Origin of the sequence: Pandoraea anapnoica (assembly GCF_902459765.1) — a bacterium.
GTDB classification, from domain to species: domain Bacteria; phylum Pseudomonadota; class Gammaproteobacteria; order Burkholderiales; family Burkholderiaceae; genus Pandoraea; species Pandoraea anapnoica.
In genome coordinates this window covers 156,357-181,233 of sequence record NZ_CABPSP010000003.1, presented here as the reverse complement: position 1 = coordinate 181,233, position 24,877 = coordinate 156,357, and the positions used below count along the sequence as shown (strand labels likewise).

At 62.7% G+C, this 24,877-nt stretch carries 22 protein-coding genes and 1 tRNA gene; 13 read left to right on the top strand and 10 right to left on the bottom strand.

The genetic code is table 11. The annotated features are described in order from the left end of the window. Positions 1 to 9: 9 nt before the first annotated feature. The 3 genes from PAN31117_RS06445 to PAN31117_RS06435 all read left to right on the top strand — a co-directional run bounded on the left by PAN31117_RS06445 (position 10) and on the right by PAN31117_RS06435 (position 3,728). The gene (locus PAN31117_RS06445; RefSeq protein ID WP_150737469.1) at positions 10 to 1,623 is read left to right on the top strand and encodes a sensor histidine kinase; all 1,614 of its coding nucleotides are present in this window, start codon (positions 10 to 12) and stop codon (positions 1,621 to 1,623) included. A 171-nt stretch (positions 1,624 to 1,794) separates the two neighbouring features. Further along, positions 1,795 to 3,453, top strand: a complete 1,659-nt coding sequence (locus PAN31117_RS06440; protein ID WP_150737468.1) for an MFS transporter — start codon at positions 1,795 to 1,797, stop codon at positions 3,451 to 3,453. Between the two features lie 198 nt (positions 3,454 to 3,651). Beyond that, positions 3,652 to 3,728: transfer RNA gene (locus tag PAN31117_RS06435), tRNA-Met, on the top strand. A 70-nt stretch (positions 3,729 to 3,798) separates the two neighbouring features. Here PAN31117_RS06435 and PAN31117_RS06430 read toward each other — a convergent pair. Next, entirely contained in the window at positions 3,799 to 4,656 is an 858-nt protein-coding gene (locus tag PAN31117_RS06430) for a LysR family transcriptional regulator (RefSeq protein ID WP_150737467.1), read from the bottom strand. Positions 4,657 to 4,740: 84 nt separating this feature from the next. Here PAN31117_RS06430 and PAN31117_RS06425 point away from each other — a divergent pair, with 84 nt between their 5' ends. Next, a complete protein-coding gene (locus tag PAN31117_RS06425; protein WP_150737466.1) occupies positions 4,741 to 5,121 on the top strand; it encodes a tautomerase family protein in 381 nt (126 codons plus the stop codon). 99 nt (positions 5,122 to 5,220) lie between these two features. Here the strand turns inward: PAN31117_RS06425 and PAN31117_RS06420 are convergent, their stop codons facing one another. Continuing rightward, a complete protein-coding gene (locus PAN31117_RS06420) occupies positions 5,221 to 5,586 on the bottom strand; it encodes a TFIIB-type zinc ribbon-containing protein (RefSeq protein WP_150737465.1) in 366 nt (121 codons plus the stop codon). Positions 5,587 to 5,767: 181 nt separating this feature from the next. Continuing rightward, on the bottom strand, positions 5,768 to 6,538 hold the full coding sequence (locus tag PAN31117_RS06415; RefSeq protein WP_150737464.1) for a TerC family protein: 771 nt from the start codon (positions 6,536 to 6,538) through the stop codon (positions 5,768 to 5,770). A 184-nt stretch (positions 6,539 to 6,722) separates the two neighbouring features. Between PAN31117_RS06415 and PAN31117_RS06410 the strand changes: the two genes are divergently transcribed. Together PAN31117_RS06410 and PAN31117_RS06405 are read left to right on the top strand one after the other, a co-directional pair. Further along, positions 6,723 to 7,697: a LysR substrate-binding domain-containing protein gene (locus tag PAN31117_RS06410; protein ID WP_150737463.1), complete on the top strand. Its 975-nt coding sequence runs from the start codon at positions 6,723 to 6,725 to the stop codon at positions 7,695 to 7,697. After that, a complete protein-coding gene (locus PAN31117_RS06405) occupies positions 7,684 to 8,754 on the top strand; it encodes an AI-2E family transporter (protein ID WP_150737462.1) in 1,071 nt (356 codons plus the stop codon). The genes PAN31117_RS06410 and PAN31117_RS06405 overlap by 14 nt, the downstream gene beginning before the upstream one ends. A 17-nt stretch (positions 8,755 to 8,771) precedes the next feature. On the opposite strand, the gene PAN31117_RS06400 is transcribed toward PAN31117_RS06405, so the two are convergent. After that, positions 8,772 to 10,334 (bottom strand): tetratricopeptide repeat-containing glycosyltransferase family protein, encoded by a 1,563-nt coding sequence (locus PAN31117_RS06400; protein ID WP_174990856.1) that lies wholly within the window; start codon positions 10,332 to 10,334, stop codon positions 8,772 to 8,774. A 535-nt stretch (positions 10,335 to 10,869) separates the two neighbouring features. On the opposite strand from PAN31117_RS06400, the gene PAN31117_RS06395 reads away from it, so the two are divergent. Next, complete coding sequence (locus tag PAN31117_RS06395; protein WP_150737460.1) at positions 10,870 to 12,609, top strand: ABC transporter permease; 1,740 nt, start codon at positions 10,870 to 10,872, stop codon at positions 12,607 to 12,609. A 10-nt stretch (positions 12,610 to 12,619) separates the two neighbouring features. Then, entirely contained in the window at positions 12,620 to 13,936 is a 1,317-nt protein-coding gene (locus PAN31117_RS06390; protein WP_039393092.1) for an ABC transporter ATP-binding protein, read from the top strand. Between the two features lie 94 nt (positions 13,937 to 14,030). On the opposite strand, the gene PAN31117_RS06385 is transcribed toward PAN31117_RS06390, so the two are convergent. Then, complete coding sequence (locus tag PAN31117_RS06385; RefSeq protein WP_150737459.1) at positions 14,031 to 14,999, bottom strand: hypothetical protein; 969 nt, start codon at positions 14,997 to 14,999, stop codon at positions 14,031 to 14,033. Between the two features lie 391 nt (positions 15,000 to 15,390). Between PAN31117_RS06385 and PAN31117_RS27050 the strand changes: the two genes are divergently transcribed. Then, on the top strand, positions 15,391 to 15,534 hold the full coding sequence (locus tag PAN31117_RS27050) for a hypothetical protein (protein ID WP_174990855.1): 144 nt from the start codon (positions 15,391 to 15,393) through the stop codon (positions 15,532 to 15,534). Positions 15,535 to 15,600: 66 nt separating this feature from the next. Here PAN31117_RS27050 and PAN31117_RS06380 read toward each other — a convergent pair whose 3' ends face one another. Further along, on the bottom strand, positions 15,601 to 16,578 hold the full coding sequence (locus tag PAN31117_RS06380) for an NAD-dependent epimerase/dehydratase family protein (RefSeq protein ID WP_174990854.1): 978 nt from the start codon (positions 16,576 to 16,578) through the stop codon (positions 15,601 to 15,603). A 2-nt stretch (positions 16,579 to 16,580) separates the two neighbouring features. Further along, on the bottom strand, positions 16,581 to 17,798 hold the full coding sequence (kbl, locus tag PAN31117_RS06375) for a glycine C-acetyltransferase (RefSeq protein WP_150737457.1): 1,218 nt from the start codon (positions 17,796 to 17,798) through the stop codon (positions 16,581 to 16,583). Between the two features lie 145 nt (positions 17,799 to 17,943). Between kbl and PAN31117_RS06370 the strand changes: the two genes are divergently transcribed. Both PAN31117_RS06370 and PAN31117_RS06365 read left to right on the top strand, forming a co-directional pair. Further along, positions 17,944 to 18,534 carry a helix-turn-helix domain-containing protein gene (locus PAN31117_RS06370; RefSeq protein WP_150737456.1) on the top strand — a complete coding sequence of 197 codons (591 nt, stop codon included), beginning with the start codon at positions 17,944 to 17,946 and terminating at the stop codon, positions 18,532 to 18,534. A gap of 230 nt (positions 18,535 to 18,764) precedes the next feature. After that, a complete protein-coding gene (locus PAN31117_RS06365; RefSeq protein ID WP_150737455.1) occupies positions 18,765 to 20,387 on the top strand; it encodes a methyl-accepting chemotaxis protein in 1,623 nt (540 codons plus the stop codon). Between the two features lie 74 nt (positions 20,388 to 20,461). On the opposite strand, the gene PAN31117_RS06360 is transcribed toward PAN31117_RS06365, so the two are convergent. Beyond that, positions 20,462 to 21,166, bottom strand: a complete 705-nt coding sequence (locus PAN31117_RS06360; RefSeq protein ID WP_174990872.1) for a TetR/AcrR family transcriptional regulator — start codon at positions 21,164 to 21,166, stop codon at positions 20,462 to 20,464. A 312-nt stretch (positions 21,167 to 21,478) separates the two neighbouring features. On the opposite strand from PAN31117_RS06360, the gene PAN31117_RS06355 reads away from it, so the two are divergent. Together PAN31117_RS06355 and PAN31117_RS06350 are read left to right on the top strand one after the other, a co-directional pair. Beyond that, positions 21,479 to 22,765 carry an MFS transporter gene (locus tag PAN31117_RS06355; protein ID WP_150575976.1) on the top strand — a complete coding sequence of 429 codons (1,287 nt, stop codon included), beginning with the start codon at positions 21,479 to 21,481 and terminating at the stop codon, positions 22,763 to 22,765. A gap of 255 nt (positions 22,766 to 23,020) precedes the next feature. Then, the gene (locus PAN31117_RS06350) at positions 23,021 to 24,145 is read left to right on the top strand and encodes an alkene reductase (protein WP_150737454.1); all 1,125 of its coding nucleotides are present in this window, start codon (positions 23,021 to 23,023) and stop codon (positions 24,143 to 24,145) included. 123 nt (positions 24,146 to 24,268) lie between these two features. Here PAN31117_RS06350 and PAN31117_RS27790 read toward each other — a convergent pair whose 3' ends face one another. Both PAN31117_RS27790 and PAN31117_RS27045 read right to left on the bottom strand, forming a co-directional pair. Next, positions 24,269 to 24,607 carry a type II toxin-antitoxin system PemK/MazF family toxin gene (locus PAN31117_RS27790; protein ID WP_174990853.1) on the bottom strand — a complete coding sequence of 113 codons (339 nt, stop codon included), beginning with the start codon at positions 24,605 to 24,607 and terminating at the stop codon, positions 24,269 to 24,271. Next, entirely contained in the window at positions 24,601 to 24,756 is a 156-nt protein-coding gene (locus PAN31117_RS27045; RefSeq protein WP_174990852.1) for a hypothetical protein, read from the bottom strand. Before PAN31117_RS27045 ends, PAN31117_RS27790 begins: the two co-directional genes overlap by 7 nt. Positions 24,757 to 24,877 lie beyond the last annotated feature (121 nt).

Genomic DNA, 24,877 nt, shown 5'->3' with positions numbered 1-24,877 from the left:
GCTCGTCCGATGCGTCTGAGCTTTCGTCCCCCCCATCGCGCGGCGCCTGCGTCGTCGGACAACGTGTCTCACGCCGATCAGGACGACCCACGGCACCCGCCCGCGGATGCCGCCGATCCCTTCGACCCTTACGCCGATCCGTTTGTACGTCCGGGCTTCGGCGCGCCATTAGAGCGCGAGGCCGAACCGCCGCCGCGCTCGCTCTTCGGCGAGATCCTCGACTGGATGCTCGCGCCGTTGCTGCTGCTCTGGCCGATGAGCATTGCCGTGACGTATCTCGTCGCAAAATCGATTGCCAACGGCCCGTTCGACCGTGCGCTGGAGACCAATACTTACGTACTCGCTCAGCAGGTCCACTCGGATCGAGGCCAGGTCACGCTCACGCTGCCCATGCCCGCGCGCGATTTGCTGCGCGCCGACGCGACCGACAACATCTACTATCAGGTGCTCGGTGCGAAGGGAGAACTCGTTGGCGGCACGGCGGAGCTGCCGCTGCCTCATGAAGACGACCGTCCGCAACCCGGTGTGGTCCAGTTTCGCGACGAAACCGTGGGCGGCAATGACATTCGCGTTGCGTTCACTTATGTCGATCTGCCGCGCATGCAGCCGCCGGGCAGCATGGCGCTCGTACAGGTAGCGGAGACGCTCGACAAGCGCAGCCAGTTGGCCAACGAAATCATCAAGGGCGTGATCCTGCCGCAGTTCGTGATTCTGCCGCTGGCCATCGTGCTCGTCTGGTTCGGTCTGTCGCGCGGTCTCGCGCCGCTGCATGCGTTGCAGGAGCACATTCGCGCGCGGCGCCCCGACGATCTTTCGCCACTTGAAGCGCGACAAGCGCCGCCGGAAATCGCGCCGCTCGTCAATTCGCTGAACGATCTGCTCGGCCGCCTTGAGCAGAACATGAAACTCCAGCAACGCTTCATTGCGGATGCTGCACATCAGCTCAAGACACCGCTTGCAGGCCTTCGCATGCAAGCCGAACTGGCATTGCGTCAGACGTCTCCCGACGAACTGCGCCGCTCGCTCTCGCAAATCGCGATGAGCTCCGAACAGGCAGCGCGTCTCGTCAACCAGTTGCTCGCACTCGCGCGCGCCGAGAACAGCGCCAACGACGCCGCCGCCTTCACCCCGCTCAACCTCAGCCTGCTCGCGCGCAGCGCCATGCAGGACTGGTTTCAGGCGGCCTTCGCCAAACGGATCGACCTCGGCTTCGAGGAGCCACCGTTTCCGGTGCATCTGTCCGGACAGCCGGTGATGTTGCGCGAGTTGCTCAACAACCTCATCGACAATGCGATCCGCTATACGCCGGCCGGCGGCAAGGTGACGGTGCGGCTGCGTCACGAGGCGTCCGACGGCTTCGTGCATCTTGAAGTCGAGGACACGGGGCCGGGCATTCCTGCGTCGGAGCGTCCACGCGTGTTCGAGCGCTTCTATCGCATTCTCGGCAGCGACAGCGACGGCAGCGGACTGGGTCTCGCGATCGTGCGCGAGATCGTGCAGATTCATCGCGGCGATGTGAGCGTGCTCGATCATGTCGATGCACAGCATCCCGAAGCAACCGGCACACTCATTCGGGTGACGTTACCGCTCGCCGAGGTGCCTATCGAAAACCCTCATGAATGACGTAAATCCGCTAAATACGGCCAATTTTCGACCAAAGTCGAGGGTAAGTCCCTAGCAACGTAAGGTTCGAGTCAGTTTGGCGTCAGACGGCGGTAAGGTTGTCCTCCAATAATCATTTGCAGCGGCCCGGGTGCGTCCCAGGGGCGTGCTTACATTACAGGAGACAACCGCATGGCTACTACAACGGCAGCCACCACCCACGCGCCGATGACCAAAGAAGAACGCAAGGTCATCTTCGCTTCGTCGCTGGGCACGGTGTTCGAGTGGTACGACTTTTATCTGGCCGGTTCGCTGGCCGCATTCATCAGCCGTCACTTCTTCTCCGGGATCAACCCGACGGCGGCCTTCATCTTCACACTGCTGTCGTTTGCTGCGGGCTTCGCGGTGCGTCCGTTCGGCGCCATCGTGTTCGGTCGCATCGGTGACCTCGTCGGTCGCAAATACACGTTCCTCGTCACCATCACGTTGATGGGTCTGTCGACGCTGGTCGTCGGTCTGCTGCCGGGCTATGCGTCCTGGGGCATCGCCGCGCCGGTGATCTTTATCGCCATGCGTCTGCTGCAGGGTCTTGCCCTCGGCGGCGAATACGGCGGTGCTGCCACGTACGTTGCCGAGCACGCGCCGCATGGCCGTCGCGGCTTCTACACGTCGTGGATTCAGACGACCGCGACGCTGGGCCTCTTCCTTTCGCTGCTCGTGATTCTCGGCACCCGCATGGTGATGGGTGAAGAGGCGTTCGGCGACTGGGGCTGGCGCATTCCGTTCATTCTGTCGATCGTGCTGCTGCTCGTGTCGCTGTGGATTCGTATGCAACTGAGCGAATCGCCGGCATTCCAGCGCATGAAGGCGGAAGGCAAGGGATCGAAGGCACCGCTCAAGGAATCGTTCGGTCAGTGGAAGAACCTGAAGATCGTGATTCTGGCGCTGGTCGGCTTGACCGCTGGTCAGGCAGTCGTGTGGTACACGGGCCAGTTCTATTCGCTGTTCTTCATGACACAGGTGCTGAAGGTCGACGGCAACACCGCGAACATCATGGTCGCGCTGGGTCTGCTGATCGGCAGCCCGTTCTTCGTGTTCTTCGGCGCGCTGTCGGACAAGATCGGTCGCAAGCCGATCATCATGGCGGGCTGCCTGCTGGCCGCACTGCTGTACTTCCCGATCTTCAAGGCGCTCACGCACTACGCCAACCCGGCGCTCGAAGCCGCCACTGCCCGTTCGCCGATCACGGTCATCGCCGATCCGAACGAGTGCTCGTTCCAGTTCAACCCGGTTGGCACGTCGAAGTTCACCAGCTCGTGCGATATCGCGAAGAGCTACCTGTCGCGCGCCGGTCTGAACTATCAGAACCAAGCCGCGCCGGCAGGCACGATGGCCACGGTGAAGATTGGCGACAAGGTGATCTCGTCGGTCGACGGCAAGGCAGCGGACGCGAAGGACAAGACCAAGGCGTTCGAGACGGATATGTCGGCCACGCTCAAGGCTGACGGCTATCCGCCGAAGGCCGACCCGGCGCAGATGAACAAGCCGATGGTCGTGATCCTGCTGGCGATTCTCGTGATCTTCGTAACGATGGTGTACGGCCCGATTGCAGCGATGCTGGTGGAAATGTTCCCGACGCGCATTCGCTACACCTCGATGTCGTTGCCGTATCACATCGGTAACGGCTGGTTCGGGGGCTTCCTCCCGGCAACGGCCTTCGCCATCGTGGCTGCCAAGGGCGACATCTACTCCGGCCTCTGGTACCCGATCGTGATCGCGCTCATCACCTTCGTGATCGGCATGCTCTTCATCAAGGAGACGAAGGACGTCGACATCTACGCCAACGACTGATGGGGTAACCCGTCGGACAGGTAGAAGGTACGTCTGACTTAGCAACGCCGGGGCTTTCGAGTCCCGGCGTTGTCGTTTGTGGGATGGGTCGGTACCCGGGCGAGGCACGGCCCACGAAAGCCATCCGAACTATTTTCATAGCTTTCGCAAAATACCTGTTGACAGGTTATAGCCTTCCCCATATAATCTTTTTCCTACGGCGAATTAGCTCAGTCGGTTAGAGCGACGGAATCATAATCCGCAGGTCCGGGGTTCGAGTCCCTGATTCGCCACCAAATTTAAAAAGGCCATGAGAAATCATGGCCTTTTTTCTTTTCTGCTCGCACTGCGTCACACGACGGTCGATCAGCTTCGTACCGCACCCCGAAAGGCCGCCCCAAGTGCTGCCAGCGTACCGCGCGCCCGGCTGTCCTTTACGCGGGTGTGCAGCACAATGGGCAAACGCGGCAACTCCGGCAGCGCCAGTCTGGGCCCGACGTCCACCGCACCAAACGGCACCATCCGCGGCGAAAGCGCCGCCACGCCCAGTCCGGCCATCACCGCAGCGGCAACCGCCATCACACCCCCACCAACGAAGACCTCAGTCCAGGGAATGCCCGCCTCGTCGAGCAGTTGCTCGGCGACTGCACGCACGCCGCAAGGCTCCGCCATCGTGGCGAGCGGCAACGGCTCCCCCGCGCGATGCTGCCAGCCGGGTGTCGCGAACCAGCCGAACTTCTCTTCGGTGACGACCTCCCCGTCGCTTCGGCCAACATGCATGCGAACCAGCACCGTATCGAGTTCTCTGCGGTCGAAACGCTGAAGCAAATCCGCCGACGTTGCGATCCTGATCTCGATCAGAAGCTGGGGATCCTGCGCATTCATTCGCGCAATCAACGCAGGAAGCTCCGGCCCCGCGACGTGCTCGCTGATGCCGATAGTGAGGCGCTGGCGCGCGCCCGCCACCGCAGCAACCGCCCGATCATGGGCGTCGATGAGCCTGCGTGCATGGTCGAGAAAGGTGGCGCCCTGCGCCGAAAGCTCGACGTAGCGGGGGGTGCGTTCGACCAGTCGGAAACCCAACCTGTCTTCAAGCCGTTTGAGCTTCAAGCTGACCGCCGCCTGCGTCGTCCGTAACGCCTCGGCAGCACGCGTGAAGCTGCCAAGCTCCGCAATACGGATAAAGGCACGGACGGCCTCCAGATCAAGTGAACGCTCAGTCATTTCAAATACTTATCATTGAAATAAGAATGCATAGCTTATCAGAATAGATACTATGAAGCGGGTCAACAACCGAGGAAACTCACGATGCCACTCGCTCATATTTCAATGCGTACAGGAAAGACCGAGGCCTACCGACAGGCCATATTCGATGGCGTTTATCGCGCGCTGCGGGAAACCTTCACCGTTCCCGAAGACGACCAATTCATGGCGCTGACCGAGCATGACGCGGCGAACTTCCGCTACGGGGCGACGTATCTTGACGTCGCGCGAAGCGACGACCTGGTGCTCATTCAGATCACCGCAAACAACACCCGCACGAAGGAACAAAAGAAGGCGTTGTTCCGGCGGATTGCCGAATTACTCAGCGATAACCCCGGCATTCGCCCCGAGGACGTGTTCGTGAATCTTGTCGAAGTCGAGAAGGAAAACTGGTCGCTGGGGCTGGGACTCTCGCAGTACGCGTGAGGCTGGCGGACGTAACGACATGAAAAACCGGCGGCCCACTTCGGGCCGCCGATATCATCACTGAGATCAACTTCGCTTTCGGCGCGCCCCGCACATCGATCAGTCGAAGTCGAACATCTCGAACAACGACTTTTTCTTGCGCGGACGGTCGTAGTGGCGACGGCGGTCGTCGTGACCATGGTGGGTGTTGCGGTGCCCGCCGTCGTCATCGCGCCGGTCATCGTCGTCGCGACACTCGCGCGACGCCCGATGCTCACGCGTGTCGTACCCGCCGCGTCCGAATCCACCCTGCCCGCCTTGCACGGCCTGAGCAGACATTGCAAGGGGCTCGTCCGTGCGCTCGATCAGCTTGTCCAGCTCGCCGCGATCGAGCCACACGCCGCGACACTTCGGACAGTAATCGATCTCCACCCCCTGACGCTCCGTCATCAGCAGATCCGGGGTACCGCATACAGGACACTTCATCGCTTCGCTCCGTTACGTAAAGGACAACGCTTTCAATGTACCGAGCGCTTCGCAACGAAAAAACCTGCATTTTCATTCATCCAAGTTCGAAAAAATCGAACGTTTAACCCACCCTCGCCAACGAAAAAGCGGTGCCGATTTTCACCGGCACCGCCTTTTTCACCTCTCGGTGACGTATCGATTAGTGCAGCACGCGCGCCTTCTCTGCGTCACGTCGCGCCTTGGCACGACGCGTCATCATGTTCAGCCCTTCGACGAAAGCCGAGAACGCCATGGCTGCGTAGATGTAGCCCTTCGGGATGTGCGACCCGAAGCCCTCGGCGATCAGCGTCATACCGATCACCAGCAGGAAGCCCAGCGCGAGCATGACCACCGTCGGATTCGCCGCGATGAAGCGCGAGAGCGGACCGGCCATGAACAGCATCGCCGTCACTGCTGCGATCACAGCAATGAACATGATCGGGATGTGCTCAGTCATGCCCACTGCCGTCACGATGCTGTCGATGGAGAACACGAGGTCCAGCACCAGAATCTGCATGACAGCCGCGCGTGCGGTGATCGTCGCCAGCGTGCCCGACGCGTCACCGTTCGCTTCGTCTTCCGTTCCCGTCGCCACGTGGTGATGCATCTCCTTCGTCGCCTTCCACACGAGGAAGAGGCCGCCAGCGATCAGGATCAGGTCACGCCAAGAGAAGCCGTGGTCGAACAGTTCGAAGAGCGGTGTCGTCAGTTTGGCGATCCAGGCCACCGTACCGAGCAACGCCAGCCGCATGACCAGCGCCAGTGCGATCCCCATGCGCTGCGTGCGCGCACGCATCGCCAACGGCAATTTGTTCGTCAGGATCGAGATGAAGATCAGGTTGTCGATGCCGAGCACGACTTCCATGACCACCAGCGTGACAAGCGCCGCCCACACCGCCGGGTCGGCCGCCAAAGCAAGTAGATAGTCCATATGTGCGCCAGAGTTTCCGTATGGTTATCGGGACAACCGTCGCCGTCCGGCACCGGTCATCCCCTTTAGTCTCCCGCACACAACGTAGGGTGCGGGCTCAGGACAGCATCATCGTCGAACTCACGCTTCGCAAAAACCAGTTATATACTGCACTTTAGTTCGGTTTTTCCGAAGTCTTATCTCTATGTTGAACTACCGTCATCTTTACTACTTCTGGGTGGTCGTCAAGGAAGGTGGCTTTGCCAGAGCCGCCGAACGCCTCGACATGGCCGTCCAGACCATCAGCGCGCAGGTCCGCGAGCTGGAAAAGTCGCTGGGTCACCAGTTACTCAAACCGGCCGGGCGCGGCGTCGCCATGACCGAGCCGGGACAGGCCGCTTTCCGACGTGCCGAGGAAATTTTCCGCCTCGGCCAGTCGATTCCCGACGAAGTCCGCGAAGCCGCCAGTGGTCGCGTCGCGCGCCTTGCGGTCGGTCTCGCCGACGGCATCTCGAAACTCGCCGCCCACGCCATTCTCGCACCGGTGCTCGACACGCCGTCGCTGCGACTCGTCTGCCACGAAGGCGAGCACGAGCAGTTGCTCGCCGAACTCGCCCTGCACAAGCTCGATCTGGTGCTCGCCAGCCAGCCCGCGCCGTACAACCCGACGTTGCGGCTCGCGAGCGAGCGTCTGGTGGAGTCGCCTGTCGACTGGTACGGACCAGCGTCGCTCGTGCGCAACGTCTCGCGCGACACGTTCCCGCAATGCCTCGCGACCTTGCCCGTATTATTGCCGACGGGACACTCAGCCCTGCGCGCCCGCCTCGACCAATGGTTCGAGACGCAGGGCATTCGTCCAAACATTGTGGGCGAGTTCGAGGACAGTGCACTGATGGCAGTGTTCGCCACGCGCGGCATGGGCGTGTTCCCACTGAGCGAAGCCGGGGCTGGCGACGTCTCGCTGCTGCGCGGACTGCGCTGGCTGGGTCGTCCGGACGATGTCCACGAGGACATTCACGCGATTCGCTCCCGACGCGGCGAAGGCCACCCGCTCGTCACCCGCATCATCGAGGGCATGCGTGACACCACGACCGGGGTGACGTCCGCTTCTGATATAAGAAGGGCTGACGCGCCATTCGAGCCGTCGCCATCTGCAAGGAAACCTCATGTCGAGTCGTAGCGACCAGCGCAAGTTCTTCCACCTCATGCTGTTCGTCGTGACGATCGTGTTCGGGTGGATTCTGTTCCCGCTGTTCGGCGCGGTATTCTGGGGAACGATTCTCGCCGTGTTGTTCCAGCCGGTGCAGCGCCGCATTCTGACCCGCATGCGCGGACGGCCCAATCTCGCCGCCCTCACCACGCTCGCGCTGATTCTGCTCATCGTGATTCTGCCGCTCACGCTCGTCGTGGGCATGCTGACGCAGGAAGTCAGCACGGCGCTCGTGCGCTTTCGCACCGATCTGCCGCAACTGACGGTGTCCTTCCAGCAATTGCTTGACCGCCTGCCCGCCAGCGTTCACCGGATCATGGATCTGGCCGGTGTGCAGGACGTCAACGCCATCCAGCAGAAGCTGGGCGACGGTGCCGCACAGATCGGGCGTCTGGTCGCGGTGTACCTCGTGAGCATCGGACAGAACACGGCGCAGTTGCTGGTGAGCTTCGGCGTGATGCTCTATTTGCTGTTCTTCCTGCTGCGTGACGGAACGGCGCTCGGCGCGATGGTGCGACGCGCCCTGCCGCTAGACGAGCGTCACAAGGGTCAACTGATCCGGCAATTCACCACCGTTGTCCGCGCGACCGTCAAAGGCAACATCGCGGTGGCGGTTGCGCAGGGCGCACTCGGCGGCTTCATCTTCGCTGTGCTCGGCATTCAGGGCTACGTGCTGGCGGCCGTGGTGATGGCCTTTCTGTCGCTGCTGCCCGCCGTGGGCGCTGCCGTGGTGTGGGTGCCCGTGGGCATCTGGCTGCTGCTCGCCGGGCACGTCTGGAAGGCGGTGATCCTGTTCGCGTTCTGCGGCACCATCGTCAGTCTGGTCGACAACGTGCTGCGCCCGATCCTCGTAGGCAAGGACACCAAGCTGCCCGACTGGGTGGTGCTGATCTCCACCCTCGGCGGCATGTCGCTCTTCGGCCTGACGGGCTTCGTGATCGGGCCGCTCATCGCTGCGCTGTTCATCGCGAGCTGGAATATATACACGCGTCTGCGCGACGACGATGAGGCGGCCGATGCAGGCTGATAGGGATAAGCGCTGAATTACTGCTGCAAGATGCCTTCGACGTCCGTAACGACTTGCGCCATCAGGCTGTCCCAATCCCCGCGCGCTGGCTGCCGATACAACGAAACCGACGGATACCAGTCGCTGTCGCGCCGTGTCAGTTGCCAGCGCCAGTCCGGCGTGTAGTTCAACAGCACCCACACCGGCTTGCCCAGCGCGCCGGCCAGATGCACCACCGCCGTATCGGCGGCAATCACAAGATCCATTTGCGCGATGACGGCCGCCGTCTCTGCGAAGTCGCTGAGCTTCGCGCCGATGTCGTGCACGTTGCCGTGTGCGCTTCGGTAGCTCGCGAGTTCGGCGTGCTCCTCGTCGGTCGCGTCGACCTGTAACGAGTAGAACTGGGCGTTCGTGGCAAACAACGGTGCCCAATGCTTCAGGGCGATGTCCCGATGCGGCGGGAACGGATGCGTGCGCCACACGAAACCGACACGAAACGCACCGTCCGGCTTCGCGCCGAGGGCGGAGCGCCAGACCATCTCGCGCCCGGCACTGGAGCGCAGATAGGGCGAGTGCACCGCCACGTCTCCCGCGACCTTGAGCAGATGCGGCAGGCTGAGCAGCGGCAATTGCCAGTCGAACGACGGTACCGGCATGTGCTCGCCGAGCACCGTCACGCCACGCGCGAAGCCGCCTAGCAGCGTAACCAGCGGCGCCTGCACCGAGAGCACCACCGTCGCGCCCATCGCTACGAGACGCGGCACGAAACGCACGAACTGCAACGTGCTGCCGAAGCCTTGTTCGCTGTAGACGAACACCGTCTTGCCCGCGAGCGGCGCTTTGCCGTCCCACAAACGATCGTTGAAACGCCGCTTCTGGCCACCGTCCTGCCAGCGCCATTCGTAGTCGTGCCAGCCGTGCTCGAAGTCGCCCAGCAGCAAATTGGTCTGCGCCCGGTTGGTGCGCGCGCCCGCGTGGTCCGGCGACAGCTTGACGGCGTCGCGCAGGCATTGGAGCGCATCGGCGAAGGCATGCTGCTCGCGCAGCGCCACACCCAGATTCACCAGCGGGTCCGGCTGCTGCGGCGCAATGGCATTGGCGAGCCGATAAGCGGCGATCTCTTCGTCGAAGCGGCCCAGCGCGCCGAGCGCGCGACCCCGGTTGAAATGGGCCTGCCACAGCGCGGGCGCTTTGGCCGAGGTCCGCTCGAACCAGGCGAGCGCACGCGCGTTATCGCCCGCCTTCGCCCACGTCAGACCGACCGTGTGCATCGTGCCGATGACGTCGGGCGATTGCTGCACCGTCGCCTCGAACAGCGCCTCCGCGCGCATCGGACGCCCGGCCTGCAGGCTGGCCATCGCGGCGTCGAACGTCGCCTGCGCTCCCGGACGCGGCACGAGCGCGAGCAAGCGGTCGAAGGCATCGGCCGCGCCCTCGAAAGCGCCTGTACGCAACGAGACATACGCGAGCCCTTCGAGCGCAGGAAGGAATTCAGGGGATTGTTTCAGAACTTGTCGTAACTCGGCGATCGCCTCGTCGAGCCGGCCGGCGGCACTGAGTTGTCGTGCACGCTCGCAACGCGCGTCTAATGGCGTCGTCATGCGGCGCATCCTTGCTTGTCTTGGAATGGGAGGGAGACGGGCCGGCAAGCCACACGAACACCGCAAGCGGTGAAACCGCCCGCAGCGACTGGCGCCGTGGCCCGAGCAAGCGGTGCACACTACACGACCGCACGGCGCGAAGCAAGCCGCGGGGATTGGTCTGCTCAACCTCTCATAAGTTCACAACTTAAACGTAACCAATTGTCGCGATCTCCCTTGTGCGAGCGGGGTTCGCGTCGGTGCATACGCCGGTGCGCCAAACGCCTTCGAAAGGGCATTTTTCGAAAGCATAAAGATGTCGCCTCAAATAGGTATCGACTGACGAAACCCAGACTTCCCGCAGTGCAGCATAAAAACCACAGTCGCCCATCGGCGACAGGATTTGCCAACGTATGACACCCGCTTTAACATCTTTTTACGGGGCAATCTGGTAGCATCCGCTGCCGTCCCTGCACACGCGCAACGTCGCTGCCGTGCTGCACTACGACGCTTCAGCCCTGTTGTTCGTCCGAACCCTCATCCAAACGAGGTCCTGATGACGCGCGTAGCCCGTCCGTTCATCCCCGCCACCGCGCGACGCCTGCTGCCCAACCGCTGGGATTTCATCGCTTTCCCGATCATCATCGGCTTTCTGATGGTCAGCTCGTCGGGCATTCGACAAACCTGGGCGCCGCTCGCCGATTTGCACACCGAAGTCATCTCGCTGGACCCGGCCAATCTGCCCGAGTACGCACTACGCACCACCTTGCGTATGCTCGCAGCGATGGTGGCGTCGCTAATCTTCACGCTGATTTACGGCACGCTCGCGGCCAAGAGCCGCCGCGCGGAGAAGCTGCTGGTACCGATGCTCGACATTCTTCAGTCGGTGCCGGTGCTGGGCTATATCTCGTTTACCGTCACCTTCTTCCTCGCCCTGTTTCCGGGACGCGTGCTCGGCGCGGAATGCGCCGCCATCTTCGCGATCTTCACGAGTCAGGCGTGGAACATGACGTTCTCGTTCTACCAGTCAATGCGCACCCAGCCGCGCGATCTGTCCGAAGTCGCAGTCAATCTGCGTCTTTCGCCGTGGCAGCGGTTCTGGAAGCTCGACGTCCCGTACTCCATGCCGGGCCTCATCTGGAACATGATGATGAGCATGTCGGGTGGATGGTTCTTCGTGGTGGCGTCCGAGGCGATCACCGTGGGCGACAAGACGGTCACGCTGCCGGGCATCGGCGCGTATCTCGCGACCGCCATCCTCCAGCGCGATCTGAGTGCCGTGGGCTGGGTGATTCTGGCGATGGTCGTCGTCATCGTCATTTACGACCAGTTCCTGTTCCGCCCGATGGTCGCGTGGTCGGACAAATTCCGCCTGGAGGACACGGTCTCGCAGGCCGCGCCCGAATCGTGGGTGCTGAACCTCATTCAACGCACGCGCGCCATTCAGTTGCTACTGCGTCCGCTGGGCAAGCTGCTGCGTACGATCGCCCTCATGCGTATGCCGATCTCGCTGCCGGCCGCGATCCACTCCGAGTCGAAGTCACCGCTCTCGCGCGTGATCGACTGGCTGTGGGCCGCACTGCTCGTGGTGCTCGGTGTGTTCGCCGCGTGGAAGATCGTCACGTTTGTGCTGAGCGAAGTCGGCGGACCGGAGATTTTGCGCGTGTTCGGCCTCGGCCTGATCACGCTGGTGCGGGTGATCGTGCTCATCGCGATTGCGTCGGTGGTCTGGGTGCCGCTGGGGGTGCTGATCGGCCTGCGTCCGAAGCTCGCCGAGCGCATTCAGCCGCTCGCCCAGTTCCTCGCGGCGTTCCCGGCCAACCTGCTGTTCCCGATCTTCGTGGTGCTGATCGTCCACTTCCATCTGAATGCGGACATCTGGCTCTCGCCGCTGATCGTGCTGGGCACGCAGTGGTACATCCTGTTCAACGTCATCGCCGGTGCGACCGCTTTCCCGAACGACTTCAAGGAAGCCGCCACCAACTTCCGCATTCGCGGCTGGCAGTGGTGGCGTCAGGTCATGCTGCCGGGCATCTTCCCCTATTACGTGACGGGGGCAATCACGGCGTCGGGTGGCGCGTGGAACGCGTCCATCGTCTCGGAGTACGTGCAGTGGGGTGACGACAAGGTCGCCGCGCACGGCCTGGGCGCCTACATCGCACAAACGACGGCCGCCGGCGACTATCCGCGCATTCTGCTTGGCATCGCGGTCATGGCGCTCTTCGTCGTGCTGTTCAACCGTTTGCTGTGGCGTCCGATGTACGCCATCGCTGAAAACAAGCTTCGTCTGAATTGAAGGGACCGTGATGCCGAACGATACTCAAACGATGACCGGAAAAGAGATCTTCTCGCTCGCCAACGTCAGTCGCGGCTTCCGCAAGGGCAGCGACGAGCGTCAGGTCCTCGACGGCGTGAACCTGCAACTGCATGAAGGCGAGATCGTCGGCCTGCTGGGCCGCTCAGGCTCGGGCAAATCGACGCTGCTGCGCATCATCGCCGGTCTGATTCAGCCGAGCTCGGGCGACATCCGCTACATGGGCGAGCCGCTCGAAGGCCCGCCTGAAGGCGTGGCGATGGTGTTCCAGACCTTCGCGCTGTTCCCGTGGCTCACCGTGCTGCAAAACGTGGAAGCCGGACTGGAAGCGCTCGGCGTCGAGCCGAAGGAGCGCCGCAAGCGCGCACTGGCGGCCATCGACCTGATCGGTCTGGACGGCTTCGAGAACGCCTATCCGCGTGAACTCTCCGGCGGCATGCGTCAGCGCGTGGGCTTCGCCCGGGCGCTGGTGGTCAACCCCACGCTCCTGCTCATGGACGAGCCATTCTCGGCACTCGACGTGCTGACGGCAGAAACGCTGCGTACCGATCTGCTCGATTTATGGAGCCAGCGTCAGTTGCCGATCAAGTCGATCCTGATCGTCACGCACAACATCGAGGAAGCCGTGTTCATGTGCGACCGCATTCTGGTGCTGTCGTCGAATCCGGGCCGCGTGGTCGCCGAGATCAAGGTGCCGTTCCCGCACCGCCGCAACCGCCTCGATCCCGCCTTCCGCAAGATGGTGGACGACATCTACGCGCTAATGACCTCGCGTCGTAACGCCCACACCACGCAGAAGATGCCGCTGGAACTGTCCAGCCCGCTGCACGAAGTGTCGACCAACCTGATGGCCGGTCTGCTCGAAGCGCTGGCGGTGCCGCCGTACAACGGACGCGCCGACTTGCCCGATATTGCGCAGACGCTGCTGCTGGAGGTCGACGACCTCTTCCCCGTCGCCGAAATTCTCGATCAGTTGGGCTTCGCCGAACTCAAGGAAGGTGACATTCTGCTGACGGCGGCAGGCAAGCGATTCGTGGACGTCAGCACGCAGGAGCGTAAGGTGCTGTTCGCCGAGCACCTGCTGCGCCACGTGCCACTCGCCGCAAAGATTCGTGCGGTGTTGCAGGAGCGTCGCGGACAGCGCGCACCGCGCGTGCGTTTCGAGCAGGAGCTGGAAGACTCGATGTCGGACGATCTCGCACAGGAAACGCTCGACACCGCGATCAACTGGGGCCGTTACGCCGAGATCTTCTCGTACAACGACCACACGGAAACGTTCAGTCTTGAGGACGTGGAAGGCGCGACCTGAGTACCGCTACCCCAGAAAACACAACGCCGCGCGAGTCCCTCGGACCGCGCGGCGTTGTTGTTTCCACTGTCGCTTTGGTGACCGCGCGTGCACTTCAGAAGGCGTAGCCTGCGCCAATCATCCACGTCTGGTTGATCGTCTTCGAGTCGGGCTCGTAAGCATTCACGCCGGGGCTGACTTGCGTGACGCTGGAACGTCCGTACTGGAAGCGCGACCACTCGTAGGTCGCATTCACGTGAAAGTTACGTGCCACCGCGTAATCCAGCCCGAAGCCCGCCACCACAACCGGCTTGTTGCCGAGATTGAAAGTGTTCTGCGAACCCGCGAGTGTCATCGACGAGCCGACCATCGCACCGGCGCGAATGTCGGCCGTCGCCACGAGCTTCGACGTCAGCTCCAGTTGCCCCATGAGGCCGCCGCCGCCTACGTGATGACGGTAGCGCTCGTAGAAACCGTAAGGATCGCGGCTGCTGTCGCGAATCCAGTCGCGATAGCTGTAGCTGACGTACGGAATCACCTGCGCATTCCACGTCCCGAGATGGAACGGAATGGCCTTACCGGCTTTGAGGGTGACATCCGTGGCCGTCGAGCGCGTGGTCATCCCGTAATTCGACTGGATCACGCGACCGGCGACGTCCTGTAAATAGCCGCCGTAGTTCACGTTGCCGTGCGCCACCCGTACCTGAGCGCTGAAGTACAGATTGGAGATGCCGAACAGCTGCCTTTGCGTGGACGCCGTCAACGCAAAGGCTGCGGTCGTGCCGCTCTCTGAGTCGCTCTTCCCGGGGGCGATGGTTTCCCAGTAGTTCAGGCTCTGGGCACCGACACCGAACCAAACCTGATTGTTGGCGCGCAGCATGGCTTCCTGCGCATGGACGTTAGCCGCGAAAAGACTGACCAGGCCAGCAGTGGCAACGACTAATGCGGTGCGTCCGAAGACAGTACCGCCAGGACCGCAAACGATGGTGCGGTGCGTGTTCGACGTCATGGCACGACCCTCCCCAGGCGTGATCGCAACGACGAGTTGGAAGTGGCCATCGGCGTGGCCACCGTTTTCAGGCATTGTTTCAGCGCGTCTCGCGGGGCGCAAGCGGGGAAATGTGGATTCTTTGCGTACCTCGATTTTCGAGAGGTACGTTCGTCGAGCCAATGCCTCGGCACCGGCAGGGGGAACACCGGTCAGCAGGCCGTGGCGATTGACGATCAAGGCAGGGAAAGGGACGAAACCGGCCCGGTCGGCCGCTTTCGAGGTCCTCGTCGAAACGAATCGGCCGACGGGAGACCGTGTCAAAAAGGCGACACCTATCGGTATAGATACTGATTAGCGGTCGTTTTTGTGCGGTCGCATAATCGACTCAGAACCTGCGTGTCGTGTGCCGGGGGGCGCATAGACAAAGGCTGGAGCAGGTTCTCTTTGCGGCGAAGACCGTGTACCAGATACGAGAAGGTGCAATATGAGCTACTACCATTCCAAAGAAGAAGGCCGCGCACGCGCCATCAGCCTCACCCCCGCCTACCGCTGGCGCCGTCGCGTGTTCGCCGTGACCTGTGCAGTGCTCGCCGCGCTCGCTTACTACGCGGTGCATCACCCGAAGTAAGCGTCGCAGCGTCACGGTCGGGCGCCGCCGTTTCTCGGACGCCCGTCCCGTCAGCCCTTCACTCGTTCAGGCCGCGTTTCCCAACGCGGGCGCGTGCCAATCGAGCGGCACGTTGGCGAGCATGTCGTCCACCATAGCGTCCAGATCGAAGGCAGGCTTCCAGCCCCAATCGTAGCGGGCATGTGTGTCGTCGAGCGTGTGCGGCCACGTCTCGGCGATCGCCTGACGGAAGTCCGGCGCGTACTTCACCGTGAACCCCGGCACGCGGCGTGCAATCGCAGCAGCGAGCGTCTTCGGGTCGAAACTCACCCCGGCCACGTTGTACGACGAACGCACGCGCAGGCGCGCGGCATCGGCATTCATCAACTCCAGCGTGGCGCGCACGGCATCCGGCATATGGATCATCGGCAGCGTGGCGTCTTCCTTCAGGAAGCACGTGTACGCCTCGCCACGGCGGGCCGCCTGGAAGATGTCGATGGCGTAATCCGTCGTGCCGCCGCCGGGCGGTGTCTTGAAGCTGATCACGCCCGGATAGCGCAGGCTGCGCACGTCCACCCCAAACTTCGTGAAGTAGTACTCGCACAGACGCTCGCCCGCCTGCTTGCTGATGCCATACATCGTGGTCGGATCCATGATGGCGAGCTGCGGGGTTTCCACGGCCGGTGTGTGCGGCCCGAACGCCGCAATCGACGACGGCCAGAACACGCGCAGGTTCTTCCCCTTGCTCTGATGCTCGCGCGCCAGTTCGAGCACGTTGAGCAAGCCGTTCATGTTGAGCGTCCAGGCTTGCAGCGGACGTGTTTCGCCCGTGGCCGAGAGCAGCGCGGCCAGGTGGAAGATCTGGGTGATGCCGAAGCGCTCGACCAGCGCGGCCAGACGCGCCGCGTCGAGTACGTCGAGCGTTTCGTAATGCACGGGATGACGCGACGGCCCCGGGGCGATGTCGGTGGCAACGACATTCTCGTTGCCGTACTGCGCAGCCAGCGCTTCGACGAGTTCGCTGCCGATCTGCCCGTTGGCGCCAATGATGAGAATTCGTTCCATGTTCAACCTTGCTTGAGAATGCCGAGCTCGTTACCGGCCTGAGCGAACGCCGCCAGCGCACGAGTGAGATGTTCGCGGGTATGCGCCGCCGAAAGCTGCACGCGCACACGCGCCTGACCTTGCGGCACCACCGGGTAGAAGAAGCCCGTGGCGATCACGCCCAGCTCATACAGACGCTGCGCGAAGTTCTGGGCAAGCGTGGCGTCGAACAGCATCACGGGGACGATCGGATGCGTGCCCGGTTTGATCGTGAAGCCCAGCGCCGCCACTTCCTGACGGAAAAACGCCGTGTTCGCATGCAGTTGTTCGCGGCGCGACGACGAGTGTTCGAGTTCGTCGAAAACCGCCAGCGACGTGCCGACGATGGCCGGTGCGAGACTGTTGGAGAAGAGATACGGGCGCGAGCGTTGACGCAGCGTCTCGATCACTTCGCGACGTCCCGCCGTGAAGCCCCCCATCGCACCGCCCAGCGCCTTGCCCAGCGTGCCAGTGATGATGTCGATCTTGCCCAGCACGCCGTGATGCTCGTGCGTGCCGCGTCCCGTCGGTCCCATGAAGCCGGACGCATGACACTCGTCGATCATGATGAGCGCGCCGTACTGCTCGGCCAGCGTCACGATACGGTCGAGTTGCGCAATCGTGCCGTCCATCGAAAACACACCGTCCGTGACGATGATGCGGTGACGCGCCGCGGCAGCCGCCTGCAACTGGCGCTCCAGGTCGTCCATGTCATTGTGCGCGTAGCGCAGACGCTGCGCCTTGCAAAGCCGCACGCCGTCGATGATCGAGGCGTGGTTCAGGGCGTCGGAGATGATGGCGTCCTGCTCGTCGAAGAGCGGTTCGAACACCCCGCCGTTGGCATCGAACGCCGCGGCGTAGAGGATCGCGTCTTCCGTGCCGAGGAACGCGGCGATGCGGGCTTCGAGTTCCTTATGCGGGCCTTGCGTGCCACAGATGAAGCGCACCGACGACAGACCGAAGCCGAAGTCTTCCAGCGCCTTCTGCCCTGCCTTGACGAGCGATTCGCTGCCGGAGAGCCCGAGATAGTTGTTTGCACACAGGTTGATACGCGTCTGCCCGTCGTCGCACATGACCTCCGGCCCCTGCCGCGACATCAGCACACGTTCCTGCTTGAAAAGGCCCTGCCGGCGCGTGTCTTCGAGTCGTTCGGTCAGTTGACGGTAGAAGCCCTCGCGGGCTTCCGGGGTTTGTGCGGTCATCGTGCGCATCTCCTATGCGTTCAGCGGTGCAGAGCGAACGCGCTCTGCTACCATGCAGCCATCACGGCATCCAACTTATCGGAAACTATACTTTATATTGAACTAGTTTCAATATATTGAAAAATTCTAATATCCCGGAATTCATATGGCAAGTACTCCCGCAGTCTCTGCGGCGCCTCCGATCGCCCCGCCGCCCGTCGGCGACATGATTCAGCAACTGCGCAAGGACCGTGGCATGACGCTGGAGACGCTCTCGCGCGCGTCCGGCGTCTCCAAGTCGATGCTCTCCCAGATCGAACGCGACAAGGCCAACCCGACCATCGCCGTGGCTTGGCGGCTCGCCAACGCGCTGGGCGTGCGTCTCGACCAGTTGCTGGGCGCGCCGTCCGGCGACCCGGAACCGGTGCGCATCTTCGGCAAACATGAGACGCCGACGCTCGCGGGTGCCGAACAGGCCTATCAGCTGAAAATCCTCGGACCGATGGAGCTGGCGGGCAAATTCGAGTGGTATGAACTGACGCTGCAACCCGGCGCGGCACTCGTCTCCGAGCCGCACGATCCGGGCACGCGCGAGCACTTCACCGTGTTCGACGGGCAGGTCGACATCGAAGTCGAACACGTCGCGCGCCGCGCCAAACCGGGCGAGACGGCCCGTTACCCCGCAGATCGCGCCCACGCGATTCGTAACGTCGGCAAGTCGGTCGCGCGTGGCCTGATGGTCGTAATTCACGGCTAACACGGTCAATCGCCGCCCGCCGCAAGGGTTCGCAAGTCTTTGCGCGCCCTCGCAAAGCTCAAGTCCTCCCCGGGACTGCCGTTAGCACACGTTCGGTCCGCACCTTTTTCCGAGGGTGCCGACAACCGATCAAAAATATCGATAGTCGGACTGCACGGATGGGGAAACCCCATCACGTACGGCCACCGCGTGTGCAACACCAAAGCGGAATCAGTGGGGATGACGAAGTAATGCAGCGATTGAGTCTGAAAGCGAAGTTGTGGTCTGCCGTCGCGTTGATGTGGGTCAGCCTGCTGGCGATGGCGATCTGGGGCGCATGGGCGCAGCGCGACACCATGCTGGCCGAGCGCCGGGCGGGCCTGACCCATGTGGTCGATGCCGGTCTGAGTCTGGCCAAGCACTACGCCGCACGGGCCGAGCACGGCGAAATGAGCGTGGCGGACGCGCAAAAGGCGGCCCGCGAGCAAATCGGCGCGATCCGCTACGACGGCGAAAACTATTTCGGTATCTTGAACTCGCAGCGCGTGATCGTGCTCAACTCGGTCAATCCGAAGCTCGAAGGCAAGGACATGAGCCAGTTCCGCGATCCGTCGGGCAAGCTCATGTTTTCGGATATCGTTGCTGCCGCACGCACCAACGACCCGTTCGTCTCGTATCTCTGGCCCAAGCCCGGCTCGGACAAGCCCGTCGAAAAGATCAGCCGCGTGGGCGTGTACCAGCCCTGGGACTGGTATCTGACGACCGGCGTCTACGTAGACGACATCAATGCCGCCTTCATCGGCGCGCTGCTGCGCTGGGGGGCCATGCTCGCCGTCATCGGACTGGCGGTGTCGGGCGTCATGCTGCTCATTATCCGTAACGTCCAGCAGAGTCTTGGCGGCGAGCCGGAGTACGCGGCGGATATCGCCACGCGCATTGCCGACGGCGATCTGCTCACGCAAGTCCGTCTGCGTCAGGGCGACGGCGCCAGCCTGCTCCATGCGATGCAACGCATGCAGGGCAATCTTCAACAGATGATCGGACGCATTCGCGGCGGCACCAGCGCCATCACGCTTGCCGCGCGCGAGATCGCCGAAGGCAACACCGACCTGTCGGCGCGCACCGAACAGCAGGCGGCCGCGCTGGAGGAAACGGCATCGTCGATGGAGCAACTGACGTCGACCGTGCGCCAGAACGCTGACAACGCGCGCCAGGCGAGTCAGCTCGCGGAAAACGCGTCCGCCATCGCGGTGCGCGGCGGACACGTCGTGGATCAGGTGGTGGCTACGATGGAAGGCATCTCGCAAAGCTCGGGCAAGGTGGTCGACATCATCAGTGTGATCGACGGCATTGCCTTCCAGACGAACATTCTCGCGCTGAACGCAGCGGTGGAAGCGGCGCGCGCTGGCGAGCAGGGACGTGGCTTCGCCGTCGTGGCCGGGGAAGTGCGCACGCTGGCCCAGCGCAGCGCCGCCGCAGCCAAGGAAATCAAGGAACTGATCGAGTCGTCGAACGGCCGCGTGCAGGACGGCTCGGTGCTCGTGGCGCAGGCGGGCCAGACGATGCACGACGTCGTGCAGGCGGTGCGACGTGTCACCGACATCATGGGAGAGATCTCAGCGGCGTCGGAAGAACAGAGTCACGGCATCGAGCAAGTCGGCCGTGCGGTGACGCAGATGGATGAAGTCACGCAGCAGAACGCTGCGCTCGTGGAGCAGGCGGCCGCAGCAGCGGCGTCCATGGAAGATCAGGCGCGTGCGCTCGATCAGGCGGTGGCCGCCTTCCGCATGAATGGTGCAGCGACGTCAGATGAGGTGAACGCGCCGATGACACGCGGCACCGCTGCGGTCGCGATGCAACGGCTGGCGGCCTGAGGTCTCCGGCATTGTGACGACGGCCGGCGCGCGTCGGCGACCGCCGTCGTTTCCATCGACATTAGCCAGCGTGGTTACGCAGCGGTCAGTGCCCCTGCCATGCCCGCATCGATAATCTGACGCGCCACCGTCGGCAGGATACGCAGCGGGGCAGAGCCCGGCCCAAAGGTCTGGCTCGCGGCATACGCGCCTTCGAGAATCAGCGACAGCGCGTCGACCAGCGGTGCCGGCTCCGCAAGACCGGCGGCCGTCACCAGCGCGGTGAAACGCCTCACCACTTCCGCCTTGTAGTTCACCACCGAATGACGCGCCGCGTGGTCCGGATCGGGGAATTCCGCCGCCACGTTGACGAACGGGCACCCGCGATAGCCGGGACGGCTCGCCCGCTGGGCCAGATCCACGAAGATCTGCAACATCTGCGCACGCGGCTCGCCCGGGCGCTTCGCGATGCTCTCGTCAATGCGCGCAAGACTCGCTGTCTGCATATGATCGAGATACGCCAGAATCAGATCGTCCTTCGACGCGAACTGGCGATACAGGCTCATCTTGTTGACGCCCGCGCGCTTGACGACGGCGTCCACGCCCACGGCGCGCACCCCTTCCGTATGGAACAACTCGACGGCCGCGTCGAGCAGGTGCTGCTGCGCAATCGGCGCGGGCGTGACGTGTCGCCCAGGCTTGACCGCACGAGACGCGGCACTGCGGCGACGGGCCGTCGCCGGGGCCGCATTGGACGTCGCGCTTACGCTTTCGCCTGCGACTTCGGCGCCCGCTTTCATCGCGTCTGCCCCACCGGTCGGCGAGACAACCTCGACGGGTACGGAAGATGTTGACGATTTGGCCATGATCCGGCGCTCCCTGAACTGTGGTTTGCCATTGACGCGAGCGTTGCAAAAGCCCTGCCGTCAAAAAGGAATACTTGACATGTTACCGATCGGTTCATAACATGGCAACCTCATGTTACCGCTCAGTCACAAGTCTATCGATGAACGTAGACCGTGCGGTTCCCGCAAACGTTCCCGGCTCGGCCTTTAAAACCGTCCAATACCCCTTAAAACGGCCAAGACCGAATCACGGCAAGGATCTCCGCCATGAAGGCTGCACTTGCAAGGCGCATCGACGGACGCTTCCACTATGGGTGGATCGTCGTCGGCGTAATTTTCCTGGTTCTGCTCGCTTCGGCCGGCATTCGCGCGACGCCCAGCGTCATGATGGTGCCGCTCGAACACGACTTTGGCTGGAGCCGCGCCACGATTTCGCTGGCGATCTCCGTCAACCTGGCGTTGTACGGCCTGACCGGCCCGTTCGCGGCGGCCGCCATGCAGCGCTTCGGCATCCGTCCCACGGTCATGGTCGCCCTGTTGTTGCTCGCGTCGGGCACGGCGCTCTCGTCGCTCATGACCGCACCGTGGCAGATGGTGCTGATCTGGGGCGTGATGGTGGGCGGTGGCACCGGCGTCGCGGCCGTGACGCTCGCCGCCACGGTCTCGAACCGCTGGTTCCACACACATCGTGGTCTGGCGATGGGCATTCTCACGGCAAGCTCCGCGACCGGACAGATGGTGTTTCTGCCGATCATGGCCGCGATCACGGAAAACTACGGGTGGCGGCCTGTGGTCCTGATCGTGGCAGCGGTGGCGGCTATCGTTCTGCCGCTGGTCGCGATCCTTGTGCCGGAACGTCCGGGGTCGGTCGGCCTGCGTCCGGTCGGCGCACCGGAAGACGCCCCCGATGTGCAGCTCACGCAAGGCAATCCGCTCACGGCGGCGCTCTCGGCCTTGCGCATGGCGGCTGGCAAGCGTGATTTCTGGCTGCTGTTCTTCAGCTTCTTCATCTGCGGTGCGAGCACGAACGGCTACATCGGCACGCACTTCATCGCGATGTGTGGCGACTATGGCATCTCCGAAGTCAAGGGTGCGGGCATTCTGGCGGCGATGGGCATTCTCGATCTTATCGGCACCACGGCGTCGGGATGGCTCTCGGACCGCTACAACAGCCGCGTGCTGCTGTTCTGGTACTACGGACTGCGCGGTCTGTCTCTGATCTATCTGCCTTACGCTTTCGGCTTCGACTTCTTCGGCATTCCGCTCTTCGCACTGTTCTACGGTCTGGACTGGATCGCGACGGTGCCGCCAACAGTGCGTCTGACGACCGATGTTTTCGGCAAGACGATGGCCCCGATCGTTTTCGGCTGGATCGTAGCGGGCCACCAGCTTGGCGCAGCAACGGCAGCACTGGTCGCCGGTTCGCTGCGTGCAACGCTTGGCAACTACACGATGGCCTCGATGCTCTCTGGCGGCGTGTGCATCATCGGCGCGTTCATGGTGTTGCGAATTGCCCCGCATGCGCCGAAGCGTCCGGTGGCGGCGAATGCCTGAGTAGATTGATTTCGGCACGTTTTCGGCCGATTAGTCGCGAAATTTACGGCGAATCTGTCGAAACCCCGCCGACATCGAAATACCACGACAACCCGCCGCGTCTCCCTGTTTTGGTGCAGGAAGTGTGGCGAGTTTTCCGACGGCAGCAAGTTGGCCGTTGCGTCGCTTGAGTCGTCAGCAAGGCCAAAAAAATTGCCGTAACCTATGCGGGTTTTGTGCAGCACAGCAACCCCCACTTTCATAGGACCTTCAGCAATGACGGACTCGCAACACACCTCACTCGCCGCGCTCGATACCGACCTGTTTTCGTCGTACAAGCTCGGCCCGCTCGAACTGAAAAACCGCATCGTCATGGCGCCGCTCACGCGTAGCCGCGCCAGCCAGGGCGACGTGCCAGGCCCGATGGTCGCCGAATACTACGCGCAGCGCGCATCGGCCGGGCTCATCATCAGCGAAGCCACCAACATCTCGCAGCAAGGCAAGGGCTACGCCTTTACGCCGGGCATTTACACCGACGAACAAGTCGCTGGCTGGAAGCAGGTCACGGACGCGCTGCACGCTAAGGGCGGCAAGATCTTCTGCCAGCTCTGGCACGTAGGCCGCATCTCGCACCCGTCGCTGCAACCTGAGGGCGCACTGCCGGTCGCACCATCGGCGATTCAACCGGCCGGTCAGGCGTTCACGGAGCATGGCTTCGAGCCGCATCCCGTTCCGCGTGCACTGGAGACGTCCGAGATCCCGGGCATCATCGAACAGTATCGTCATGCGGCCGAGTGCGCGAAGCGCGCTGGTTTCGATGGCGTGGAGATCCACGCAGCGAACGGTTATCTGCTCGACCAGTTCATGCGCGACAAGACGAACCATCGCACCGACCAGTACGGCGGCAGCATCGAGAACCGCGTGCGCATCGTGCTGGAAGTCACGCAGGCGGTTGTCGACGTCTGGGGTGCCGATCGCGTGGGCATTCGCCTCTCGCCGATCAGCCCGGCCAACGATTGCGGCGACAGCAATCCGGAACCGGTCTTCACGTACGCCGTCGAGCAGCTCAACCGTTTCGGCCTCGTGTATCTGCACGTCGTCGAAGGGGCGACGGGTGGCCCGCGCGAAGTGGAAGGCGGCTTCGATCTTCAGAAGCTCCGCCGCCTCTTCAAGGGTACGTTCATGGCGAACAACGGCTATGACCTCGCACTGGCGCTCAAGGCCCGCAAGGAAAACCTCGCGGATCTGATCGCCTTCGGCAAACCGTTCATCGCGAACCCGGATCTGGTCGAACGCCTCAAGCGCGGCGGCCCGTTCAACGCCCTGAATCGCGACACGCTTTATGGTGGCGATGCACGCGGTTACGTCGACTATCCGACGTTGGACGAGTCGACGGCTTAAGGTGTGATTTAGGGTACGTGAAGCAATCACGGCACCCGCAACATCATTGAGCGAAACGCTGAAAGAATGAGGGCTCCTTCGGGAGCCCTTTTCTAATGTTGCGACTTGCGTCACGGCGATGGATCAATCGCCAGCATCGCCAGTCTCCTCAGAGAAAACGTCTCGCAGGCGCGCCATGGCACGTCTCAACGCGTGCCGATCCAGTGTCCCCGTATGTCGAACCAATCGCTGTCTATCCACCGATCTAAGATGGCTTAACTGCATCGCGCCCTGGCGTCCGCCATATGTCGTGGAGACACTGAATCGAGAGGCGTCCGACGATGTCAGCGGTGCCACGATCACGGTCTGCGTGTGCTTATTCATCGGCGAAGGCGACAAAATGACACACGGACGCGTCTTCCCGATTTCGCATCCGACTACCGGATCGAAACTTGCGACCCAGACCTCACCTCGTTTCAGCACTTCCAATGCTCCGCGTCATCCGCGTTATCCGCGTCGTTGGGGAAACGCCACAGTTGAGTCAGTTCTTCCTCCGTGTCGCTGACACAAAAGTCCTCAGCCCGTGCGTCAGCGTTGGGATACCACACCACTTCGATCGTATAGTCGTCCATCTCTCACTCCGAATCATTGCCCCGTCATCCCTCTCGCGTGGATTCGTGGGTATCGTCGCAGCGCGACACATCGAAGTAAACAGATGCCAAAGCTTTCCGGAATTTTCCTGAAGCCCTCGGA